The organism is Thermosynechococcus sp. B1 (assembly GCF_030322985.1).
GTDB lineage: Bacteria > Cyanobacteriota > Cyanobacteriia > Thermosynechococcales > Thermosynechococcaceae > Thermosynechococcus.
On the sequence record NZ_CP096573.1, the window covers coordinates 1128625 to 1147702 of the forward strand.

Consider the following 19078-nt stretch of genomic DNA (forward strand, 5'->3'; position numbering starts at 1 on the left):
ACAAACGATCGCCATTGGGAGACCCGTGCATGACCACCGACCTCTTTGATTCAGGGGCTGGTCGCATTCTGATAGTCGATGATACCCCCGAAAATGTTGAAGTTTTAACCACACTGCTGCAACTGGAAGGCTACGATGTGCGCGGTGCCATTAGTGGCCAAATGGCGCTCATGGGGATTGAGGCCGAACCCCCGGATGTCATTCTCTTGGACATCATGATGCCTGATATGAATGGCTACGAGGTCTGTCAAACCCTGAAGGAGAATCCCAAGACCAAGCATATCCCCATTATTTTCATTAGTGCCCTCGATGATGTCTTTGACAAGGTCAAGGCCTTTGAGATTGGCGGCGCCGACTACATCACCAAACCCTTTCAGCAGGCGGAGGTGCTGGCACGGGTAAAAAATCAGTTGACGATCGCTCTCCTACAGCGGAAGCTGCGGCAAAAAAATGCCCTCTTGCAAAAGCAAAACCAGCAGTTGCAGGAAATCGTCGAGGAGCGGCGTGACTTGGTCTCCTCACTGCAAGCAGCCCAAGAACAGTATCGGCAGATGTTTGAGGAAGCCGTGGTCGGGATTTACCAAAGTTCGCCCGAGGGGGTTTACTTCAAAGTCAACAATGCCTTGGCACGCATCTATGGCTATGCCGATGCTGAAGACTGGCTAGCGGATATAGAACACCATAATCATCGTCCCTACGTGGATGACAGCGCTTGGGAAAAATTCCAACAGCAAATTGAAACTCGTGGCTTTGTGCGCAACTTGGTTTCCAAGGTGTATCGCGCTGACCACAGCATCACAACCATCTGTGAATGCGCCCGCCCCGTCAAGAGTGAGGATGGCCAACTCCTGTACTACGAAGGGTTTGTCTTTGAACTGCCCACCCGTAATCCATGAAACAAACCCTGAGCGCCCTGTTGGGGGATGCAGCGGTTCACTCCCTTGCTGAATTGGGCGATCGCGCTCCCCACCTGCGTCCCTACCTTCCTGAGTATGCCCTGCTGGTGACTCCCCCCACCCCAGAAGCGGGGGCAGAAGTGATTGCCTATGCCCGGCGCCAAGGCTGGCGAGTGTTGCCCATTGGCGCAGGCACCAAACTCAATTGGCTCGGGAACACCCCCAAGGCAGATATTTTTCTGCGGACAACGGCGTGGCAGAAGCTCATTGATCATGCGGCTGCCGATATGACCGTCACCACCCAAGTGGGTATTCCCTTTCAGCAGCTCCAGCACCACCTAGCACCCGCAGGACAGTGGATTGCCGCAGATCCCCTCTTTCGAGAAACGGCCACCCTTGGCGGCTGCTTGGCCACCCAAAGTAATGGCAGCCTACGGCAGCGGTATGGGTCATGGCGCGATCAATTGTTGGGGGTCAAGTTCATTCGCAGTGATGGCCAAATCGTCAAAGCGGGAGGGCGGGTGGTCAAAAATGTTGCCGGCTACGACCTGATGAAACTCCTGATCGGCAGCTATGGCACGCTGGGCATCCTAACGGAGGTGACGTTGCGGGTCTATCCCCTGCCGGATGCGGTACAAATCTGGCAGTTGCGGGGGGAAGTCTCTGCTTTGGCCAAGGGACTTGAGGTGATTTTGACGAGTTCCCTTGCGCCCGCGCGGTGTGTGTTGCGCCTTGAACCACGGGGGACGCTGCTGTTGGAATTGGAATTCCATACCCTGCGGGAAGTGATTGCTGCGGGTACGTTGGGCGATCGCCTGAGTCAGATTGCCCAGACCCATAATCTGCAACTGGAACCCCAAGCCCCCCTAGGCATTACCCTCAACCCCACCCCCGATCAAGTGATTCTCAAAATCGGTGTGCCTCTAAGCGAAATGTTGCCCGCCCTCACCCAGCTTCAGCAGTTGGCAAGGGAATTGGCCTGCGAGTGCCGAGGCGAAATGAGTGCAGGGGTCGGTTACGCCTATCTCCACGGACAGGAGGAGCATCTCGGTCAACTCATTCTCAGGCTGCGCCAAGGGCTACCACGGGGCTATGTCACCGTCTTAGCCGCCCCCCTGAACCTCAAGCAGCAACTCGATCCTTGGGACTATCGCGGCAACGCCCTTGAATTGATGCGGAAGCTTAAGCAACAATTGGATGCAACGGGTGTCTTTGGCACTGGCGTTTTTGTCGGCAATCTCTAGACAAGTTTCAATACTTACGAATGACTGCAACTGATCCTGTGGCTGGCTTTGATGCCCAGTCACCCCCTGATCCACACCTGATTGATGCCTGTGTCCACTGCGGGTTTTGCCTCTCCACCTGTCCTAGCTATCGGGTGTTGGGTACTGAAATGGACTCTCCCCGTGGTCGTATCTATCTCATGGATGCCATTCATGAGGAACAGGTGCAACTGGCGGATGTCGTACAGCACTTTGACTCCTGTTTGGGTTGCTTGGCCTGTGTCACCACCTGTCCATCGGGGGTTGAGTACGATAAGTTGATTGCGGCCACGCGGGTTCAAGTGCAGCGCCATTATCAGCGGCCTGTGGGCGATCGCTGGTTGCGGCAGTTGATTTTCCAAACGCTGCCCTATCCCCAACGGCTGCGTGCCCTCCTGTGGCCGCTCTGGCTCTACCAAAAACTCGGCTTGGCACATCTCGAAAAGCGGCTGGGACTCCTGAAACGGCTCTTGCCCAAGTCCCTTGCGGCCATGTATCAAATGCTACCGCCCCTTTCAGCCAAAACATTTCGCGATCGCTGGCCTGAAGTCGTGCCTGCCCAAGGGAAACAGCGTGGCCGCGTGGGGGTGATTCTTGGCTGTGTCCAACGGCTCTTTTTGCCGGAAGTTAATGAAGCCACGATCTCCGTCTTAAGTGCCAATGGCTTTGAGGTGGTGCTACCGCCACAACAGGGGTGCTGTGGTGCCCTGCCCCATCACCAAGGGGAGGAGGATCAGGCGCAAACCCTTGCACGCCAAATGATTGACTGTTTTGCAGCGGCCAAGGTGGATGCGGTTTTAATCAACGCCTCGGGTTGTGGCCACACCCTCAAGGAATATCATCGCCTTTTGGCTGCCGATCCAGAGTACCGCGATCGCGCCCGTGACTTTGTGCAAAAGGTGGAGGATGTGCAGGTCTTTTTGGTCAAACAGGGCTTGGTGACACCGCTCCACCCCTTGGGCGATCGCCCCTTGACCTTGGTCTATCAAGATGCCTGCCACATGATCCACGGCCAAAAAATTCGCCTTGAACCGCGGCAACTGCTGCGACAAATTCCCCAAGTGCAACTGCGCGAACCCCTCGATGCAGCCCTGTGCTGTGGCAGTGCCGGGGTGTACAACATTCTTCAACCCGATGTGGCGGCGGAATTGGGACGCCAAAAGGTACGCAACCTGCTGAATACTCGCCCTGATGTCATTGTCTCAGCCAATGTGGGCTGCACCGTGCAATTGCGGCAGTATCTCCAAGAGCAGAGTAGCTCCGTGCCCATTTACCACCCGATGCAACTGCTAGACTTGGCGATTCGTGGTGAGCAGCTTCCGTCCTAGGCTATATCCGGGGGGGCACTGAGGATTGCGCGCACTTGAGCTAGTAACCATTCTCGCCCCACTTCCCAGCCTCGTTCGCCATCCGCCTCAAGGATCATCAGGCTATCCACTGGCTCTGCCGCCAACAGTTGAAACAAAAGGGGAATAATTGGCATGGGCACTGGGATCACTTGTTCATCACAGGCCTCTTGAGCCATGGCTTCACTACCATAGGCGTGGATGACGTTTTTTTGCTGGTGGGGGGGGTGCTGTTCCTCAAGGGTAATCACCTGCCACTGACCATCGGGAGTTTGCAGGACGTAGTAAACCGTTTGCCCGTAGCGCTGGGCTTCCTCGTAGAGAATGGGGGCGATCGCCTGTACCGCCGCCACAGTCGCAGGGTCATCGGGGGCGTTGGCAATCAGTTCATCCACTTGGGTCAGTAAATCCACAACGCCTCCTTTAGGAGTTATAAAAAACTATTCCTTGGCCTCAAGGGCATCGAGATCAAGGGCACGAGAGCCACCCGTACTTAAAATCGTCAGCACTTTCCCCAGTTGATACCACACCAAAAGGGCGGTGGCGATCGTCAGCACAAAGGCAATGACCATACTCAGCCCTGCACCAAAGCCATAGGTCCACAATCCCGCCATCAGGAAGAGCCAGATACCAATGGAAATCCCCAAGTAGGGCAACTGAAGTTGGGGGCCGCGCAATTGACTCAGAACGCGGGTGGAGCGACTGCGGTTCCATTCTTGGACGCTCTGCTTGAGGGTGGCTTCAAAGGCTTTACCACTGGTCAACCCCATAAAAATACCCGCCAGTAGCAAGACAATGGGTGGATCAAACACGGGATACCTAATCCTTCTTGGACACTCAGGAACGTTGATAACCGCTGCCAACCCTTAGCTGGCCACCACCAAGGAATTGCTGTCTTCTTCTTTACCGAGCGTGTGGGAGACAGAGGCCTTGAGGGCTTCCCATGCCACATCAATCAAGAAGAGCGGACGCAGATCAGACTTGACCAAATTCCAAAGGCGTTGCACCTCTTCGGTGTGGAGACGGTCATCTTCGGTTAACGCTAGCACAATTTGCCGCCGCAGGTACTGCCCCTCCTCAGAAAAGAGATACTGCAAGCCCAAGGTGGCGGTTGGCGCGAGGTTAAAGTGCTGATCCTGCCGGGCGATCGCAATTAGGTTTTCCAGGCGTTGCCACTGAAGACGACCATCCTTGAAGAGGACATCCAATAACCGTCGCCGCAGTTGGGGCGATTCTCCTTGCAGCAGACGCCGTGCCACATAGGGATAGCTGACATCAACAATGCGGAAGTTAGGGTTGAGACACAGGGCAATGCCCTCTTGGGTGACTAGAGAGCGAATGATTAGGGCAAACTTAGCGGGAACCCGGAAGGGATAGGCATACATCAACTCGGAGAAGCGATCGGTGATCACTTTGAAGTTGAATTCCCGCACACTGGAGCCAATCACCTCCTCAAAGACCGACTCAAGGGCAGGGATAATCGGCGTAATATCCGTTTCCGGGGTCAAAAAGCCCAGTTTGACAAAGTCCGTCGCCAAGGCTTGATAGTCCTTGTTCACCAAATGAACGACGGCATCCACCAAGGATTCTTTAGTGCTCTCCTCCAGTTGATCCATCATGCCGAAGTCAATGTAGGCCATCCGGCCATCCGGCATGGCAAAGAGATTGCCGGGATGGGGGTCGGCATGGAAGAAGCCAAATTCCAAGAGTTGCCGCAGTCCTGAAATCACCCCCACCCGGATCAGCTCATCGGGATCAACGCCCGCCGCCACCATGCAATCGGTACGGGTGAGCTTAATGCCATGGATCCACTCCAAGGTCAGCACATGCTCACTGGTGTACTGCCAGTAGATTTTCGGTACCTTGACCGTGGGATCATCGCGGAAGTTGGCAGCGAATTTCTCGGCATTGCGCCCTTCATTGAGGTAGTCAATTTCCTCGTAGAGCTTGCGGCCAAATTCATCGACAATGTCCCGCAAATCATGGCAGAGGTTAATCGGTAGCCAAGGCTTGACCCACTGCACCAAAAGACGGATCAAGAAGAGATCGCGGGTAATCACGGGCAAGAGGTTGGGACGCTGCACCTTGACGGCCACTTCTTCACCACTGTGGAGTTTGGCTCGATAGACTTGGCCGAGACTGGCGGCGGCCACCGGTTGGGGTGAGAATTCGGCAAAAATATCCCCTAGGTTTAAGCGCAGATCCCGCTCAATAATGGCAATAGCAATCTCATTGGCAAAGGGGGGCAACTTGTCCTGAAGGAGCGTCAGTTCTTCGAGGTAGTCGGGACAAATCAAATCGGGGCGAGTGGAGAGGGCTTGACCGACTTTAATGAAGGTTGGGCCTAAACGGATCAGGAGTTTGCGCAGTTGCATTGCTCGCAGGGGACGCTGACTTTCCTGTTGACCTAGCCACTTGTCCCACTGCAACAGCAGCCAAAATGTCAAGAAAGATACCGAAATGTTAACGAACCGCCAGATAACTCGCCAAGGATGTCGCCAGTAGTAGCGGGCGATCGCCTCAGGATCATACCGACGATGACCAGCACTAGGGACAGCAGAAATACGGGCAGTCACAGCTTTTTCACCTTATTCTCTGAAACCCAACTTACTACACCCCTCTTGCCTTGCCATGGGTGTTTCCACGGAGCGCTTTTGGGAACACTGTAAGCAACCATTGCAATGATGAGGATTTTGTTGATCCCCGGTGCTAGAGGAGCTGATCTTTTTGGGTTTGCTTAAATATAGTATAGAAAACTACACATAAGCCCTGCCAATCAATAAAATTCTTAACAAAAGTTTAAGATTGGAGGTTCCAGCAATTCAGCCGTTGGTTGACTTAGGTACAGCCGCTCGAACTGAATTTCAGTAGGTTCGCTGGTGCGGATTTGCCGATAATGGTACCGTAGGGCATCTTCTTATTCACACCCTTCCATGGCCAACAGGATCATTGCCACATCTGTTCTTGAGGAGTTGTTGGCGCGGTTGCCTCGCTTGCGATCGCAACTGTACTTCAAGACATCGCTGACGGCGCTTTCCCATGCAATGGAGGATCAGGTTTTGGCCAACGAGGATGCGCCGATTATTATTGCCTGCTTTCAGCGGGAACGCTTTTATCGTCAAGAAGCCCATCGCTACCGCCGTATTGCCACCAAGTCCCACCACGTTTACGTTTTGGCTGCCCCGGAAACCGAGTTTAAGAACTGCTCGGGAGACTATGAAACGGTTGCCTTTGATCCCGCCGATGCCCTCAGTCAAGAATGGCATTTGACCGTCTTGGGCAAAAATTACAGCACTTGCTTGGTCTGCCGCGAAGTCCAGCGATCGCCCGCCAATCGCTTAGATGTGTTGCCGCCGATGGATGCGGCGCGTCGTTTTGAGGGCATTTGGACCTTTGATCGGCAGGTGGCAGCGACAACCGCTGAAATCCTCCTCAACCGTATTCGGGAGTACCGCCCTGAACTGAAGGAGAAACTCAAGGAAGGTCGGGCATGGGTTGAGACCTATCGCCAAGTGGCGGGGTGCAATAGTGATCCTGCCCCTTTTGCCGATCGCCTAGTGACCTATCTCCAAGCCGGCCAGTACAAGCAAATCAAGGCCTACCGCCAAATTGCCATTCAAGAGCGCAAGGAACGCCTCACCAATGCAATTACCACGGCGATTCGCAACTCCCTTAATCCCACAGAAATTCTCACTCGTGCGGTGGCAGAACTAGGGGAAGCCCTCAAAGGCGATCGCTGTCTCATTTACCGTTGCCGCAGTACCGATACGCGGGTGCGCATTGAGCACGAGTACACCAGCGGTGCTCTACCGCCATTGCAGTACCAGTATTGGCCCGTGAGTGAGCACCCCTACACCCAGCAGGCACTGGCACATCAGCAGGTCATTCAGGTGGATGATGTGGCCGCTGATCCCCACTACGAGGCGACCCGTTTCAAACCCCTCGAGGCCGCCGGCGTCAAAGCCCTCCTACTGGCACCTGTTCTCTATCAAGGGCGACTGTTGGGCATTGTTGAACTGCACCGCGGCGAACCGCTGCCGTGGCACGATATGGACGCAGAATTAGTGGAGGCGATCGCCACCCAAGTGGGGGTTGCCCTGATTCAGGCGGAGGCCTACGCAGATCTGGAGGAACTCAACGCGCAACTGGAGGCCTTAGATCGCACCCGCAGTAATCTCATTGCAATTACGGGTCACGAACTGCGCACGCCCCTTTCGACAATCCAAGTCTGCCTTGAAAGCCTAGCCAGTGAACCCGATATGGATCCAGAACTGCGGCAGGTGATGCTGAGTACCGCCTTGGCCGATGCTGAGCGCATGCGGAAACTGATTCAGGACTTCCTCACCCTCTCGCAGTTGGAAAGTGGCCGGGTGCAGTGGCGACCGGAACCCCTCCCCCTCCAAGAACTGGTGGACCTAGCCCTCAGTAGTCTGCGCACCCCCAAGGATCAACTACCGACCATTCGCACAGTCTTGCCCAAGGAATTGCCCTTGATCCGAGCAGATGGCGAATGGCTAGTGGAGGTGCTCTCGAAGCTACTCGATAATGCCTGCAAGTTTACGGAACAGTCGGGTCAGGTTTCCATTGCTGCCAAGCCTCGTCCCGATGGTCTATTGGAAGTGACGGTTGCCGATACGGGGCGCGGTATTGAGCCGGATCGCTTGGAAACGATTTTTGATCGCTTTTATCAGGAGGAGGGAGCACTGCGGCGCTCTGCGGGTGGGACGGGCTTGGGTCTCGCGATCTGTCGCCAGATCATTACCAATTTGGGGGGACAAATTTGGGCGGAGTCGGCGGGGCGCGATCGCGGCAGTGAGTTTCACTTTACGATTCCCATTGCTGAGCCTTTTTCTGGATAGGGGCTGCCAAGCCTCCTAAGATAGACAACAACGAGTGGGCAGCCAACCATGAGCCAATCCTTTGCCGATACCGCCATTGACATTTTGATTGACTTGGCCGAGCGGGGGGAAATTGACCCTTGGGATATTCAAGTGATTGAGGTCTTCGATCGCTGTTTGGCGGAGTTGACACGGCGGGGGGAACCCAATCTCAGTGAATCAGGGCAGGCCTTTTTGTATGCAGCGATGCTGGTGCTCCTGAAGAGCGATCGCCTAGTTGCAGTTGCTGAACCGATGCCCGAGGAAACAGAATTCGCAGAGCCGCCAGAGATCAGTGAAAACCAGTCCTTTGTGGTCTTGCCCCATGCCCTAGAGCAGCATTTGCATCGTCGCCCCGTGGCTCCCCCCCAACAACGGCGCCGCGTCACCCTTGAGGAATTGATTGCCCACCTGAAAACCATGGCCGTTCAGAACGACCGTGCAAAGGTGCTGCGGCCGCATCAACCGCGGCGGCGTCGCCGTCCCACAACCCTCAAGGCAATTACCCAACTGGCGCACCAAGAAAACCTCACGGAGATGGCTAACGAAGTAGAAAGTCTCCTCGGAGAAATGGCTCCCGAAGGGACATGGCTAGACTTCCAAGTGCTACTGCAGCGCAAACCCGATCCTGTGGGGGTCTTTTGGGCGCTGCTATTCCTCGCTGCCCAGTCTAAGGTGGATCTCCAACAAACCAATTTCTATCAACCCCTACAGGTACGGACGTGTTTAGCTGAAGCGATACGCCTAGAGGCCTAACCTCCCTCTGGCAGAAACGAAAAGCCCAAGGGCTTTACCCGCAGGAGTGCCTCACTCAGGGCAGTGTGGAGATACCCATTCGTCGCTAAAATCCGCCCTGATGTCAGTTGAAAAGGGGATTGATCGTAGGCAGTGACGACGCCCCCAGCTTCACGAACAAGGACTACACCAGCAGCCAAGTCCCAAGGGGAGAGACCCCGTTCCCAATAACCATCAAGGCGACCACAGGCAATGTAGGCCAAGTCAATGGCTGCCGCCCCACCCCGCCGTACCCCTTGGCTGAGATGGGTGAGGTAGCAAAATTCTGCATAGTTGTTGTCTTCGGTTTCACGGCGATCGTAGGCAAAACCCGTGACCAAAAGACTATGACTCAATTCTGCAGTGGTGGAAACCCGAATGGGCTGGCGATCGCGGGTGGCACCGAGGCCTGTAGCAGCCCGAAACAGTTCGCGATGAAAGGGATCATAGACGACACCAACGTGGGGTTCCCCCGCCACCAGAAGGGCAACAGACACCGCACTAAAGGGGTATTGATGGGCATAGTTGGTGGTGCCATCCAGAGGATCAATCGCCCACAGAAATGGATTATCCTTCAGTCCCGAAAGACCCGATTCCTCCGCGAGCACCGCATGGTCTGGACAATGGCGATGAATTACATCCAGTACCGCCGCTTCTGATTGGCGATCGGCCACCGTGACGAGGTCACCAGAGCGCCCCTTTTCCTCAATCTCACTCAGTTTGCCCCAATAGTGCTGAAGAACCGCGCCGCCAGCCAGGGCCGCCTCTGTGGCAATTTCCAGATAGCGCTGCCGCTCATTCTCCGGCAGTGGGCACTCCACTCCTGTCATGGCTGATTAATCCTCATCGAGGGGCAGACCCAACTGGACTCGCCCTTTACCAAAGTAGCGGCCAAACTGCAGCTCATAGACCTCATCCTCATCTTGGGTTTCCACCTCAAGGTCAGAGCGGGCATAGCTGACACACAATAGGGCATAGCCTTGGGCTTGCAGGGCGGGGGAGAGTCCCATGGCTTCGGGTTGATAAACATGGCCAGAGAGAATGCGCACGGCACAGGTGGTACAGGCACCGTTACGACAGGAAAAGGGCAACTCAAGGCCTTGGCTCTCAGCGTATTGCAGGATATAGCGATCGCTCGGAACAGTAATTGTGTACGTCCGCGTGGGTAGATCCCCCGGCTTGAGGGGACGCACGTGAATGGTCACTGTGTAGGTTTGTGGCGTGCTCATGGTCTCGCTATCTTACCGTGAAAAGGGCTGTCAAAGACCTTGCTTCGTCCCTTAGCTACAATACCGCAATCCCAACCTGCTAATGACAATGCTAGGGTAGGAGCGGTTCTATGACCCACATTCGTAGGGAGACCTAAAGTTATGAGTACCTTAGTGGTCATTGCGTTTGATGATGAGTACAAGGCGAACGAAGTATTAATCCAGCTATTGAAACTCCAGCGTGAGCATCTCATTGACCTTGAGGACGCGGCTGTTGTCGTGCGCACCAAAGATGGCAAGGTTAAAATCAACCAGACTCAGGATTTGACCCTCCAGGGGGCCCTTGGCGGTGGCTTTTGGGGGCTGCTCATTGGTCTATTGTTCTTCAATCCCCTCTTGGGCTGGGCTGCGGGTCTTGTGGCGGGGGCGATTTCCGGCAAATTTACCGATATTGGCATTGACGATAATTTCATCAAGGAATTGGGACAAACCATTGCCCCCGGTAGCTCGGCCATCTTTACGTTGGTGCGTCAAGCCACACCCGACAAAGTCCTTGAGGAAATTGCTCCCTTTGGTGGTAAAGTCCTGCGCACCTCCCTATCAAAAGAGGATGAAGCCAAGTTGCAAGAAGCCCTTAACCGAGGCAATCCGGCGTCCCAATCGCCTGCCCCGAGCGAAGCGACAACCCCCAGTGAAACGGCGAACAGTTAGTTTGTTGAGTTTGTCTTGGGTCTAGCTCTCGCTCTAAATTGATTAGGATAATTTTGAGAGGCTCGGCCATTCCCTAGGTACAGCCCTTTTCCCAAGGATGGAACCCACGCAACACTGCGCAAGTGAGTGTCGGGCAACATTTCAGTTCCTTAACGCCTAAGAAAAGGGCTGTCACTGGGCATTGTGCTCACAGTTAGGGAGGCCAATAGGGAGTGTTGGGGAGTGGGAGACGGTGCAGGATCAAACTAAATCAACCGCAGTGATCGCGATCTTAAAACGCTTTGGTGGGCGATCGCGCCAACTTAACCATCTAATTCCCTTGGTTCAAAAGCAGTGGCGTGCCTGCCTACCTTGGTTGCAACACTGGCAAGTGGTGGCCAGCCTCTCCCTCCTCACCTCCGTCGGGATTTCCGGGCTATCCCTGTGGCTGCTGCTGCGGCAACCGACGACTCCCGGCAATTGTGATTTTGTCCTTTGGCCTTTGGCATCGGCCTCCTTTCGCCTCTACTGCGCCCAACAAGCGGCGGAGCGACACACCCTTGAAGATTTGCTCCATGCCATTGATCTCATTGATGACTTGCCCCGCGATCATCCCCTTGCCCCTGAGATGAATCGCCGCCTAGAAGCGTGGTCAGATCAGGTTTTGGCCTTGGCAGAGGTAGCCTTTCATGAGGGGCAATTAAATCGGGCGATTGCCTTTGCGCGGCGCATTTCCCGTGATGTCCAAGCCTATGCCAAGGTGGAAGAACGCATTCAGCGCTGGCAGGAAATTTGGCAAGAGGGAGAGGCCATCTACCGACGCGCCGAAGCCGCCTTAAAAAACCTCGAATGGCGAGAAGCTTTTCAAATCTCGCTCCAGTTGCAATTTGTTGCCTGTCGTTATTGGGCACAAGAGCAGTTTGGCGCCTTTAATGAGCGGATTATCCGTGCCCAACGGGAAGATCGGCAGTTGGATGAAGCCCGTGCCCTCATGGCACAGGGGGGAGCTGATAACTTGGCCGCTGCCATTGAAATTGTGCGGCGAATTCCCACCACCAGTGATATTTATCCCGGTGCGCGGCGATTGCTCAATGAGTTGGGTGAACAGTTACTTGCATCAGCAGTGGCGGCTCTGAATCGCTATGACCCCCAAGAGGCAAGGCGCATTGCTGTTTTAATTCCCCGTGATGTCAGGAGTGCCCGCAGCGCTGAGGATGTGGTGACGTTGGCAACCGCAGAAGAATTTGCCCAAGCGGGGATGGGTCAGGATATTGATCGGGCGATCGCCCAAGCACGAACGATTACGGCAGAACGCCCCCTCTACTTTGAAGCCCAGCAGGCCATTCGGCGCTGGCAAACAGATTTGCAGGTACTGCGAACCCTCGCAGAAGCGCAGGCCATTGCCCGTGGCGGCACGCTGGATCGCCTCTACCTTGCCCTCAACAGGCTCAACATTCCTTTGGCGGACGCGAGTCCCTATCGCCAAAACCAAATCCGCGATCAGCGACGGCTGTGGCAACGTCAAATCCAGATTGCTGAGGATCAACCCCTGATCGATCAAGCCAATGCCCTTGCCCGCCAAGGCACCCCTGAAGCCCTGCTGCAAGCCCGCCAACTCCTTGAGCAAATTCGTCCCCAGCGCGCCCTCTACGAAACGGCTCAAAATCGCCTCAAAGAACTCTTCCCCCCCGTTGCAACGGAAGCGGTGAGCTGGCAGCCTGACCTAGATATGACTCGCCTGAAGGAAGCCCAGCGCCGTGCTCGAGGGGGGCGCGATCGCGACTTTGCTGCTGCCATTGCCATTGCCCAAGAAATCTCCCCCAACTCCAGTGTCTATGCCACCGCCAACCAGTTGATTGTGCAGTGGGGCAATAATATCTTGGAGCAGGCGCGCTATTGGGTGGGGCGGGACAACCAGCAGGCGATCGCCACCGCCGAACTCATCCCCCCCACGCATCCCCTCTACCCAGAGGCGAGGGAATTGATCCACATTTGGCAAGAGGCGGAACCCCAGTACCCCTTTTAAGGGCTTTTATTGATTTGTGGGGCTTCCACGAGCCGCACCTTTTGGGCCAGACCAATCGCTTGCAGTGCCCGAATCGTGAGCCACGTAATATCAAATTCCCACCATTGCAGACCGTGACGTGCCGAATGGGGGTAGGTGTGGTGATTGTTGTGCCAGCCTTCGCCAAAGGTGAGCAGGGCAACCCACCAGCAATTCGTGGAGCGATCGCCCGATTCAAAGGTGCGGTAGCCAAATTTATGGGTGGCACTATTGACAAACCACGTGAGGTGATACACCAGCACAAGGCGGACAAAGATGCCCCAGACCACAAAGGGCAGTCCCCCCCACAGATACAGCAAGACCCCTAAACCCACTTGAATGGGCACAAAGTACTGATTCAAAAAGCGATAGACGGGGTCAGTGTTAATGTCCTTGGTGAGGCGTTCCACCTCTGCCTTGGCGGGCACTTCTTGGAGCATCCAGCCCATGTGCGACCACCAAAACCCCTTTTGGGAATTGTGCTGATCCAGTTCTTGATCGGAGTGGAGGTGATGGTTGCGGTGGAGGCCAACCCATTCAATAATTCCACCCTCACAGGCCAAGCTGCCGCAAAAGCCAAAAAAGTATTCCAGCCATTTCGGGCACTGCAAACTGCGATGGGTGATCAGGCGATGCCAGCCTAGGGTGATGCCAAGGCCTCCAGACACCCAATAGAGAACAACACACAACAGCACAGCCGGCCAGGAAAACAGCCCCGGTACCAATGCCAGCAACGCTCCCAAATGCACAATGCCCATAAAAAAAATCACCCCCCAATTGGGACGCAGGGGGTGCGCAGGCAACGAAGAAACAGATGTCATAAAACTCTCGAACAAATTGACAAACTCAAAGTGGAGTTGAGCCCTGTCGGCTGTTCCCCTAGAGCAAAGATGGTTACGACTGCTTTTTACCTAGATGCCTAGAGAAATGGCTTCCTAAACAACCTACGTTTAACGAGCAAACAACCAGCCTTTACATTCATTATAGCGGAGATTGGAGAAGACTTGTCCTCCCCCCGGCCTGAAAGCCGCAGATTCCTACAACACCACGCAGGGATGACTGCGCAATCGTTTCGGCGGGTTCTAACCGCTGCTTGTATCTTGCCGGCATGCCCTGCCGTAGGCCACCTTGGGTTTCAGTGGCAATACCATGATTAGGATGCCTCCGCCATCCGCACTATCCTTCGCCGCCGGCATGAGTGCCGGGGCTTGCCGCGCATCAGGTCAAGCAAAATCTGGGTCGGGTATTGCCTCTTTCACGAAGACGCTCAACACTGCGACAACTCCTACTGTAGCGGATTGGATTCCCAGATGTCCCCCTAGTTCAGGAAAGGGCTATATCTGCCCTAGAAGGTTTCCAAACCTTAATGTTTTCTTTCTTGAGGAGTTAGGATACTTTGCTTATCCTCAAATCGCCAAGCTCTTTTTATAAGAGTTTCCGTTTGAGTTTGTAGGCATTTATAGAACTTTTGAGATAACAAGCGAGGTTAAAGATGGTTTTTTCTGTCAATCCTGAACTGGAACGACTCAATCAAGTTCATGGCCAAGCCAACCCTTGGAAATTTTGGGGACCTTACTTGAGCGAGCGGCAGTGGGGCACTGTACGGGAAGACTATTCCGCCGACGGCAATGCTTGGGAGTATTTTTCCCATGATCAAGCGCGATCGCGTGCCTACCGTTGGGGTGAAGATGGCCTCGGTGGCATTTGTGATGCGCAGCAACGGCTTTGTTTTGCCTTGGCTCTTTGGAATGGCAACGATCCGATTCTCAAGGAACGGCTTTTTGGCTTAACCAACAATGAAGGCAATCATGGGGAGGACGTTAAAGAGTATTACTTTTACCTCGACAGTACGCCCACCCATTCCTACATGAAATACCTCTACAAGTATCCCCAAGCTGCCTATCCCTACATTGATCTGGTGATGACCAACCGCCACCGCAGCCGCTTTGAAATGGAGTATGAACTCTTGGATACAGGGGTCTTTGAGGGCGATCGCTACTTCGATGTCTTCATTGAATATGCCAAAGCGGCTCCCAATGACATTTTGATTCAAATCAGCATTCACAATCGCGGCAACGAAGCTGCCCATTTGCACGTTCTGCCCACCCTCTGGTACCGCAATACGTGGAGTTGGACACCGGACAAGGTTCTCGCCAAACCAGAACTGAAGCAAATGGATGCAACATTAGTGCGCGCACGCCATGAGGAGCTAGGAGAGTATGAATTTGTGAGCGATCGCGCAGTGCCCTTCCTCTTCACTGAGAACGAAACCAACTTTGAGCGGCTCTTTGGCCAGCCCAATGCCTCGCCCTACGTTAAGGATGCCTTTCACCGCTACCTGATCAATGGCGAGCAAAATGCCGTCAACCCCGGCAAAGTCGGCACCAAGGTGGCTGCCCACTATCAAGTCACAGTTCCCGCCCAAGGGGTTGAGATCATTCAACTACGCCTAGCATCTGCCCAAAGTAGCCCCCTCAGCTTTGGCAATGCCTTTAGCGATTGCCTCAACCAAGCCCGCACCGAAGCGGATCTCTTCTTTGATCACCTCATCCCCAGTGACTGCACTGCTGATCAGCGCAATGTGGTTCGTCAAGCCTTTGCCAGCATGATGTGGACAAAGCAGTACTACTACTACCCTGTTAAGCAGTGGTTGGAAGATAAAGCGCTGCCCCCCGATGTGGAAGAGCGCATCGTTACCCGCAACAAATCGTGGTTCCACCTTGAAAGCGCCGACATTATCTCCATGCCCGACAAGTGGGAATATCCTTGGTTTGCCGCTTGGGACTTAGCCTTCCACTGCTCGCCCTTAGCTCTGATGGATATCGACTTCGCCAAAGAGCAGCTTAAGCTGATGGTGAATGAACTGTATCTGCACCCCAACGGTCAAATTCCCGCCTACGAATGGAACTTTAGTGATGTGAATCCGCCTGTGCATGGAATTGCCACGTGGCAAATCTATCTCTTGGACAAAGCCATGAAAAAAGGCGAAGGTGACTTGGCCTTCCTTGAGAGTGTCTTCCACAAGCTCATGCTCAACTTTACGTGGTGGGTCAACCGCAAGGACTCCCTCGGCAACAACGTCATGGAAGGTGGCTTCCTTGGTTTAGACAACATTGGCGTCTTTGACCGCAGTGCGCCCCTACCCACCGGTGGTGTTCTTGAGCAGGCGGATGGTACGGCTTGGGTGGCAATGTTTGCCCTCGATATGCTCTCTATGGCGCTGGAGCTAGCACAGCACAATCCCGTTTATGAGGATATTGCCTGCAAATTCTATGAGCACTTCATTTACATTGCCGGGGCGATGGATCGCATTGGCGTCCAGAAAGATGAACTCTGGGATGAAAAGGATGGCTTTTACTATGACCTGCTGCGGCTGCCCGATGGTCGTGCCCAGCGCCTGAAGGTACGCTCGATGGTGGGATTGCTGCCCCTGTGTGCCACTGCCATTTTCTCGGAAGAGTTGCTGGACTCCCTACCCACCTTTAGGGAACGCATTGCTGCCTTTAATGCCCGCCACCCTGAGCTTTTAGCCAACATTAACCCCATCGATCGCCCGGGTGTAAAAAAACGGCGGTTGCTCTCCCCCGTCAACGAGGCCAAACTACGGCGGATTCTCACCCGCATGTTGGATGAGAGTGAATTCCTCAGTGACTATGGCATCCGTGCCCTCTCTCGTCACCACTACGATCACCCCTATATTTTCCAACTCGGCCGCGAGGCCTATCGCGTCAGCTATGAACCCGGTGAATCCACCACCGGCCTCTTTGGCGGTAACTCCAACTGGCGTGGTCCCATTTGGATGCCCGTGAACGCGCTCTTGGTGCAAGCTCTCCGCAAAATGTATGGCTATTACGGCAACGAGTTTACGGTGGAATGCCCCACCGGTTCAGGGCGCTGGCTCAACCTCTGGGAGGTCTCGGCAGAAATTGCCCGCCGCTTGGCCAGTATCTTCCTCAAGGATGAATCGGGGCGGCGACCACTCTATGGTGCCACCGCAAAATTCCAAAGTGATCCCCACTGGCGTGATCTAATTCTGTTTTATGAATACTTCCATGGGGATAATGGCGCAGGACTAGGTGCGAGTCACCAAACCGGCTGGACGGGTCTGATTGCACGGATCATCATGGGACTCAATGTTCTCGACGCCGATGAGGTACTGAAGAAAGGACACTTGGCTGTGGTCTCGAAACGCTTAGCGGAGTTGGTCAGCGCCAGCTAGCACCTGATTAAGGCTGAAGCGTATTGTGATAGGGGGGGCGATCGCCCCCTTTTTTAGGTCAAGACTTGGACACCCCCACAAAAGTCTAAAACTCAGTAATCCTAGCTGATTTTAGTTCTATTGAATTTGCCAACGTACAAGTAAATTTCCGTGAAATTACTGGCCAAACAGCACCCCCCATTTTTTACACTGATAAACAGGAGGAATGAACTCAGATAAACAGGAGGAATGAACTCACTTTTGCCTAAAGTTAGTTTCTACTGCTGCTGGAATCTGCTGCAGTAAGTGTAACGTTTACATTTTGCAATACAGCCAGAGAGATGTTAAGCTAATTTACAAAAGTTTACATTCCGCCTATGTTCCACATTGGCTGTCTTTGAGGTTTAGGATTATGTCACTCACACCCATGACCCGCTATTACATTCGCCGTCTCCTTGCAAAGCGTGCTGAATCCCTTGGGTTGACCGTAAGTGGTGCCGAAAGTGACAGTCAAGCTTTTGCCGATCAATTGGCACGCCTAGAATCCTTGGCGGCAACTAAGTTGGCAGAAATTGATCTCATTGTGCGGATGCACCAAACCCTCAGCCGCAACGGCCAAACCTACAATAGCTACCTCGCCAATCTGGAACAAAAACTCTTTGCCCTCATGGGTCTGGGGGGACAGCCTCGCGAAGAACTGACAGACATTACCCTGCCGCAGCTTGAAGAAACAAAAGGCGCCGCAGCAAAAGCCCTCACCTTGGCGGAAGTGCTAGAACACTTTAACAAAATTGGCGACATCGCCCAGAAATACCTTGGCAAGATGATTGTGGCCAACTATTGGCGGGGGACTCGTCCCTACAGCAGTTGGTTCGCTGACTTTACAGTGACCAATGATGGTCGTGTGGTTTGTCAATCCTACCAGTCCACCCGCGATGTGTTTCTCAGTGAGGAGCAGCTAGAGCACTTGCAAGGTTGGCTAGAGGCCTTTATCCGCCAGTGCCAGCGAGTGCTGCCGCAATTTACGAAGCAACTGCAAAAAGCGGGGGTACCCGAAACGGTTTTAGCTTAGGGTGGTATGCGGATTTTCTTTGCGGTTCTGTGGCTGGGATTGATTGTCTATAGCTTTGGTTTTGCACCCCCCGATCAACCGCAAACACTGACACTCATTCAACGGCTAGCAACGGGAGACTGGCAAGGCATTAACCCCCTCATTGTCAGTCTTTTTAATTTGATGGGCGTCTGGCCACTGATTTACACCGCATTACTGGTGGTGGATGGTCAAGAACAGCGATTTCCCGCGTGGCCATTTGCGGCTTTTAGTTTTGCCGTGGGTGCGTTTGCCCTGTTACCTTACTTCATCCTGCGCCAGCCAGCACCGATCTTCAGCGGAGAACTCAATCGGGGGGTACGCCTTTGGGAATCACGGCTCACTGCCGTTGTCATTGATTTATTGGCTATGGGCTTTCTTGGCTATGGCTTGGTCGGCGGCGATTGGCCAGACTTTTGGCAGCAGTGGCAAACCAGCCGCTTTATTCATGTGATGGGCCTAGACTTTTGCCTCCTGTCGTTGCTCTTGCCGGTGCTACTAGTGGATGACTGGCAACGGCGAGGGCTGGAAAAGTCACCGTGGCGCTGGTGGAGCCTTGTCCCCCTCTTGGGAGCATTAGGGTACTTGCTTTTGCGCCCACCCTTAATTCTCTCGAAAAAAAGTGTGGCATGATACAAAAAAATGCCCCTGAATTGGTTTTACTAATCTGTCAATGCTGAACTCTTCACCCAG

At 54.1% G+C, this 19078-nt stretch carries 16 protein-coding genes; 10 read left to right on the plus strand and 6 right to left on the minus strand.

What is annotated here, in order from left to right; all coding sequences use genetic code 11:
- Positions 1-29: 29 nt before the first annotated feature.
- From M0644_RS05800 to M0644_RS05810, 3 genes are read left to right on the plus strand one after another with little or no spacing between them, the layout of a single operon-like run.
- Positions 30-896, plus strand: coding sequence for a response regulator (locus M0644_RS05800; protein ID WP_149818986.1), 867 nt, complete (start codon positions 30-32; stop codon positions 894-896).
- Entirely contained in the window at positions 893-2140 is a 1248-nt protein-coding gene (locus tag M0644_RS05805) for an FAD-binding oxidoreductase (protein ID WP_286626999.1), read from the plus strand. The genes M0644_RS05800 and M0644_RS05805 overlap by 4 nt, the downstream gene beginning before the upstream one ends.
- Positions 2141-2160: 20 nt before the next feature.
- A complete protein-coding gene (locus M0644_RS05810) occupies positions 2161-3486 on the plus strand; it encodes a (Fe-S)-binding protein (RefSeq protein ID WP_286627000.1) in 1326 nt (441 codons plus the stop codon).
- Here the strand turns inward: M0644_RS05810 and M0644_RS05815 are convergent.
- From M0644_RS05815 to M0644_RS05825, 3 genes are read right to left on the minus strand one after another with little or no spacing between them, the layout of a single operon-like run.
- Positions 3483-3917, minus strand: coding sequence for a hypothetical protein (locus M0644_RS05815; protein ID WP_149818992.1), 435 nt, complete (start codon positions 3915-3917; stop codon positions 3483-3485). The genes M0644_RS05810 and M0644_RS05815 overlap by 4 nt on opposite strands.
- Before the next feature lie 27 nt (positions 3918-3944).
- Entirely contained in the window at positions 3945-4316 is a 372-nt protein-coding gene (locus tag M0644_RS05820; RefSeq protein ID WP_149818994.1) for a hypothetical protein, read from the minus strand.
- A gap of 54 nt (positions 4317-4370) precedes the next feature.
- Positions 4371-6080, minus strand: coding sequence for an AarF/ABC1/UbiB kinase family protein (locus M0644_RS05825; protein WP_149818996.1), 1710 nt, complete (start codon positions 6078-6080; stop codon positions 4371-4373).
- A gap of 357 nt (positions 6081-6437) precedes the next feature.
- Between M0644_RS05825 and M0644_RS05830 the strand changes: the two genes are divergently transcribed.
- Together M0644_RS05830 and M0644_RS05835 are read left to right on the plus strand one after the other, a co-directional pair.
- The gene (locus M0644_RS05830; protein WP_149818998.1) at positions 6438-8363 is read left to right on the plus strand and encodes a DICT sensory domain-containing protein; all 1926 of its coding nucleotides are present in this window, start codon (positions 6438-6440) and stop codon (positions 8361-8363) included.
- 48 nt (positions 8364-8411) lie between these two features.
- Complete coding sequence (locus tag M0644_RS05835; protein ID WP_286627003.1) at positions 8412-9137, plus strand: segregation/condensation protein A; 726 nt, start codon at positions 8412-8414, stop codon at positions 9135-9137.
- Here the strand turns inward: M0644_RS05835 and M0644_RS05840 are convergent.
- Positions 9134-9985, minus strand: a complete 852-nt coding sequence (locus M0644_RS05840; protein ID WP_149819002.1) for an inositol monophosphatase family protein — start codon at positions 9983-9985, stop codon at positions 9134-9136. The genes M0644_RS05835 and M0644_RS05840 overlap by 4 nt on opposite strands.
- A gap of 6 nt (positions 9986-9991) precedes the next feature.
- Positions 9992-10384, minus strand: coding sequence for a 2Fe-2S iron-sulfur cluster binding domain-containing protein (locus M0644_RS05845; RefSeq protein ID WP_149819004.1), 393 nt, complete (start codon positions 10382-10384; stop codon positions 9992-9994).
- A gap of 141 nt (positions 10385-10525) precedes the next feature.
- Between M0644_RS05845 and M0644_RS05850 the strand changes: the two genes are divergently transcribed.
- Positions 10526-11074 (plus strand): DUF1269 domain-containing protein, encoded by a 549-nt coding sequence (locus M0644_RS05850; protein WP_149819006.1) that lies wholly within the window; start codon positions 10526-10528, stop codon positions 11072-11074.
- A 232-nt stretch (positions 11075-11306) separates the two neighbouring features.
- On the plus strand, positions 11307-13079 hold the full coding sequence (locus tag M0644_RS05855; protein WP_286627004.1) for a hypothetical protein: 1773 nt from the start codon (positions 11307-11309) through the stop codon (positions 13077-13079).
- Here the strand turns inward: M0644_RS05855 and M0644_RS05860 are convergent.
- Positions 13076-13918, minus strand: coding sequence for a fatty acid desaturase (locus M0644_RS05860; RefSeq protein ID WP_286627005.1), 843 nt, complete (start codon positions 13916-13918; stop codon positions 13076-13078). The genes M0644_RS05855 and M0644_RS05860 overlap by 4 nt on opposite strands.
- A 671-nt stretch (positions 13919-14589) precedes the next feature.
- Here M0644_RS05860 and M0644_RS05865 point away from each other — a divergent pair.
- The 3 genes from M0644_RS05865 (at position 14590) to M0644_RS05875 (ending at position 19018) form a co-directional block, all read left to right on the plus strand.
- A complete protein-coding gene (locus tag M0644_RS05865) occupies positions 14590-17316 on the plus strand; it encodes an MGH1-like glycoside hydrolase domain-containing protein (protein ID WP_286627007.1) in 2727 nt (908 codons plus the stop codon).
- 391 nt (positions 17317-17707) lie between these two features.
- Positions 17708-18367: a hypothetical protein gene (locus M0644_RS05870; protein WP_286627008.1), complete on the plus strand. Its 660-nt coding sequence runs from the start codon at positions 17708-17710 to the stop codon at positions 18365-18367.
- Between the two features lie 6 nt (positions 18368-18373).
- Positions 18374-19018, plus strand: a complete 645-nt coding sequence (locus tag M0644_RS05875) for a DUF2834 domain-containing protein (RefSeq protein ID WP_286627010.1) — start codon at positions 18374-18376, stop codon at positions 19016-19018.
- Positions 19019-19078 lie beyond the last annotated feature (60 nt).

Coding starts and splice junctions, on each gene's coding strand:
- M0644_RS05810 (WP_286627000.1), top strand. CDS start 2,161: ATGACTGCAACTGATCCTGTGGCTGGCTTTGATGCCCAGTCACCCCCT.
- M0644_RS05840 (WP_149819002.1), bottom strand. CDS start 9,985: ATGACAGGAGTGGAGTGCCCACTGCCGGAGAATGAGCGGCAGCGCTAT.
- M0644_RS05830 (WP_149818998.1), top strand. CDS start 6,438: ATGGCCAACAGGATCATTGCCACATCTGTTCTTGAGGAGTTGTTGGCG.
- M0644_RS05875 (WP_286627010.1), top strand. CDS start 18,374: ATGCGGATTTTCTTTGCGGTTCTGTGGCTGGGATTGATTGTCTATAGC.
- M0644_RS05845 (WP_149819004.1), bottom strand. CDS start 10,384: ATGAGCACGCCACAAACCTACACAGTGACCATTCACGTGCGTCCCCTC.
- M0644_RS05860 (WP_286627005.1), bottom strand. CDS start 13,918: ATGACATCTGTTTCTTCGTTGCCTGCGCACCCCCTGCGTCCCAATTGG.
- M0644_RS05835 (WP_286627003.1), top strand. CDS start 8,412: ATGAGCCAATCCTTTGCCGATACCGCCATTGACATTTTGATTGACTTG.
- M0644_RS05865 (WP_286627007.1), top strand. CDS start 14,590: ATGGTTTTTTCTGTCAATCCTGAACTGGAACGACTCAATCAAGTTCAT.
- M0644_RS05800 (WP_149818986.1), top strand. CDS start 30: ATGACCACCGACCTCTTTGATTCAGGGGCTGGTCGCATTCTGATAGTC.
- M0644_RS05870 (WP_286627008.1), top strand. CDS start 17,708: ATGTCACTCACACCCATGACCCGCTATTACATTCGCCGTCTCCTTGCA.
- M0644_RS05850 (WP_149819006.1), top strand. CDS start 10,526: ATGAGTACCTTAGTGGTCATTGCGTTTGATGATGAGTACAAGGCGAAC.
- M0644_RS05805 (WP_286626999.1), top strand. CDS start 893: ATGAAACAAACCCTGAGCGCCCTGTTGGGGGATGCAGCGGTTCACTCC.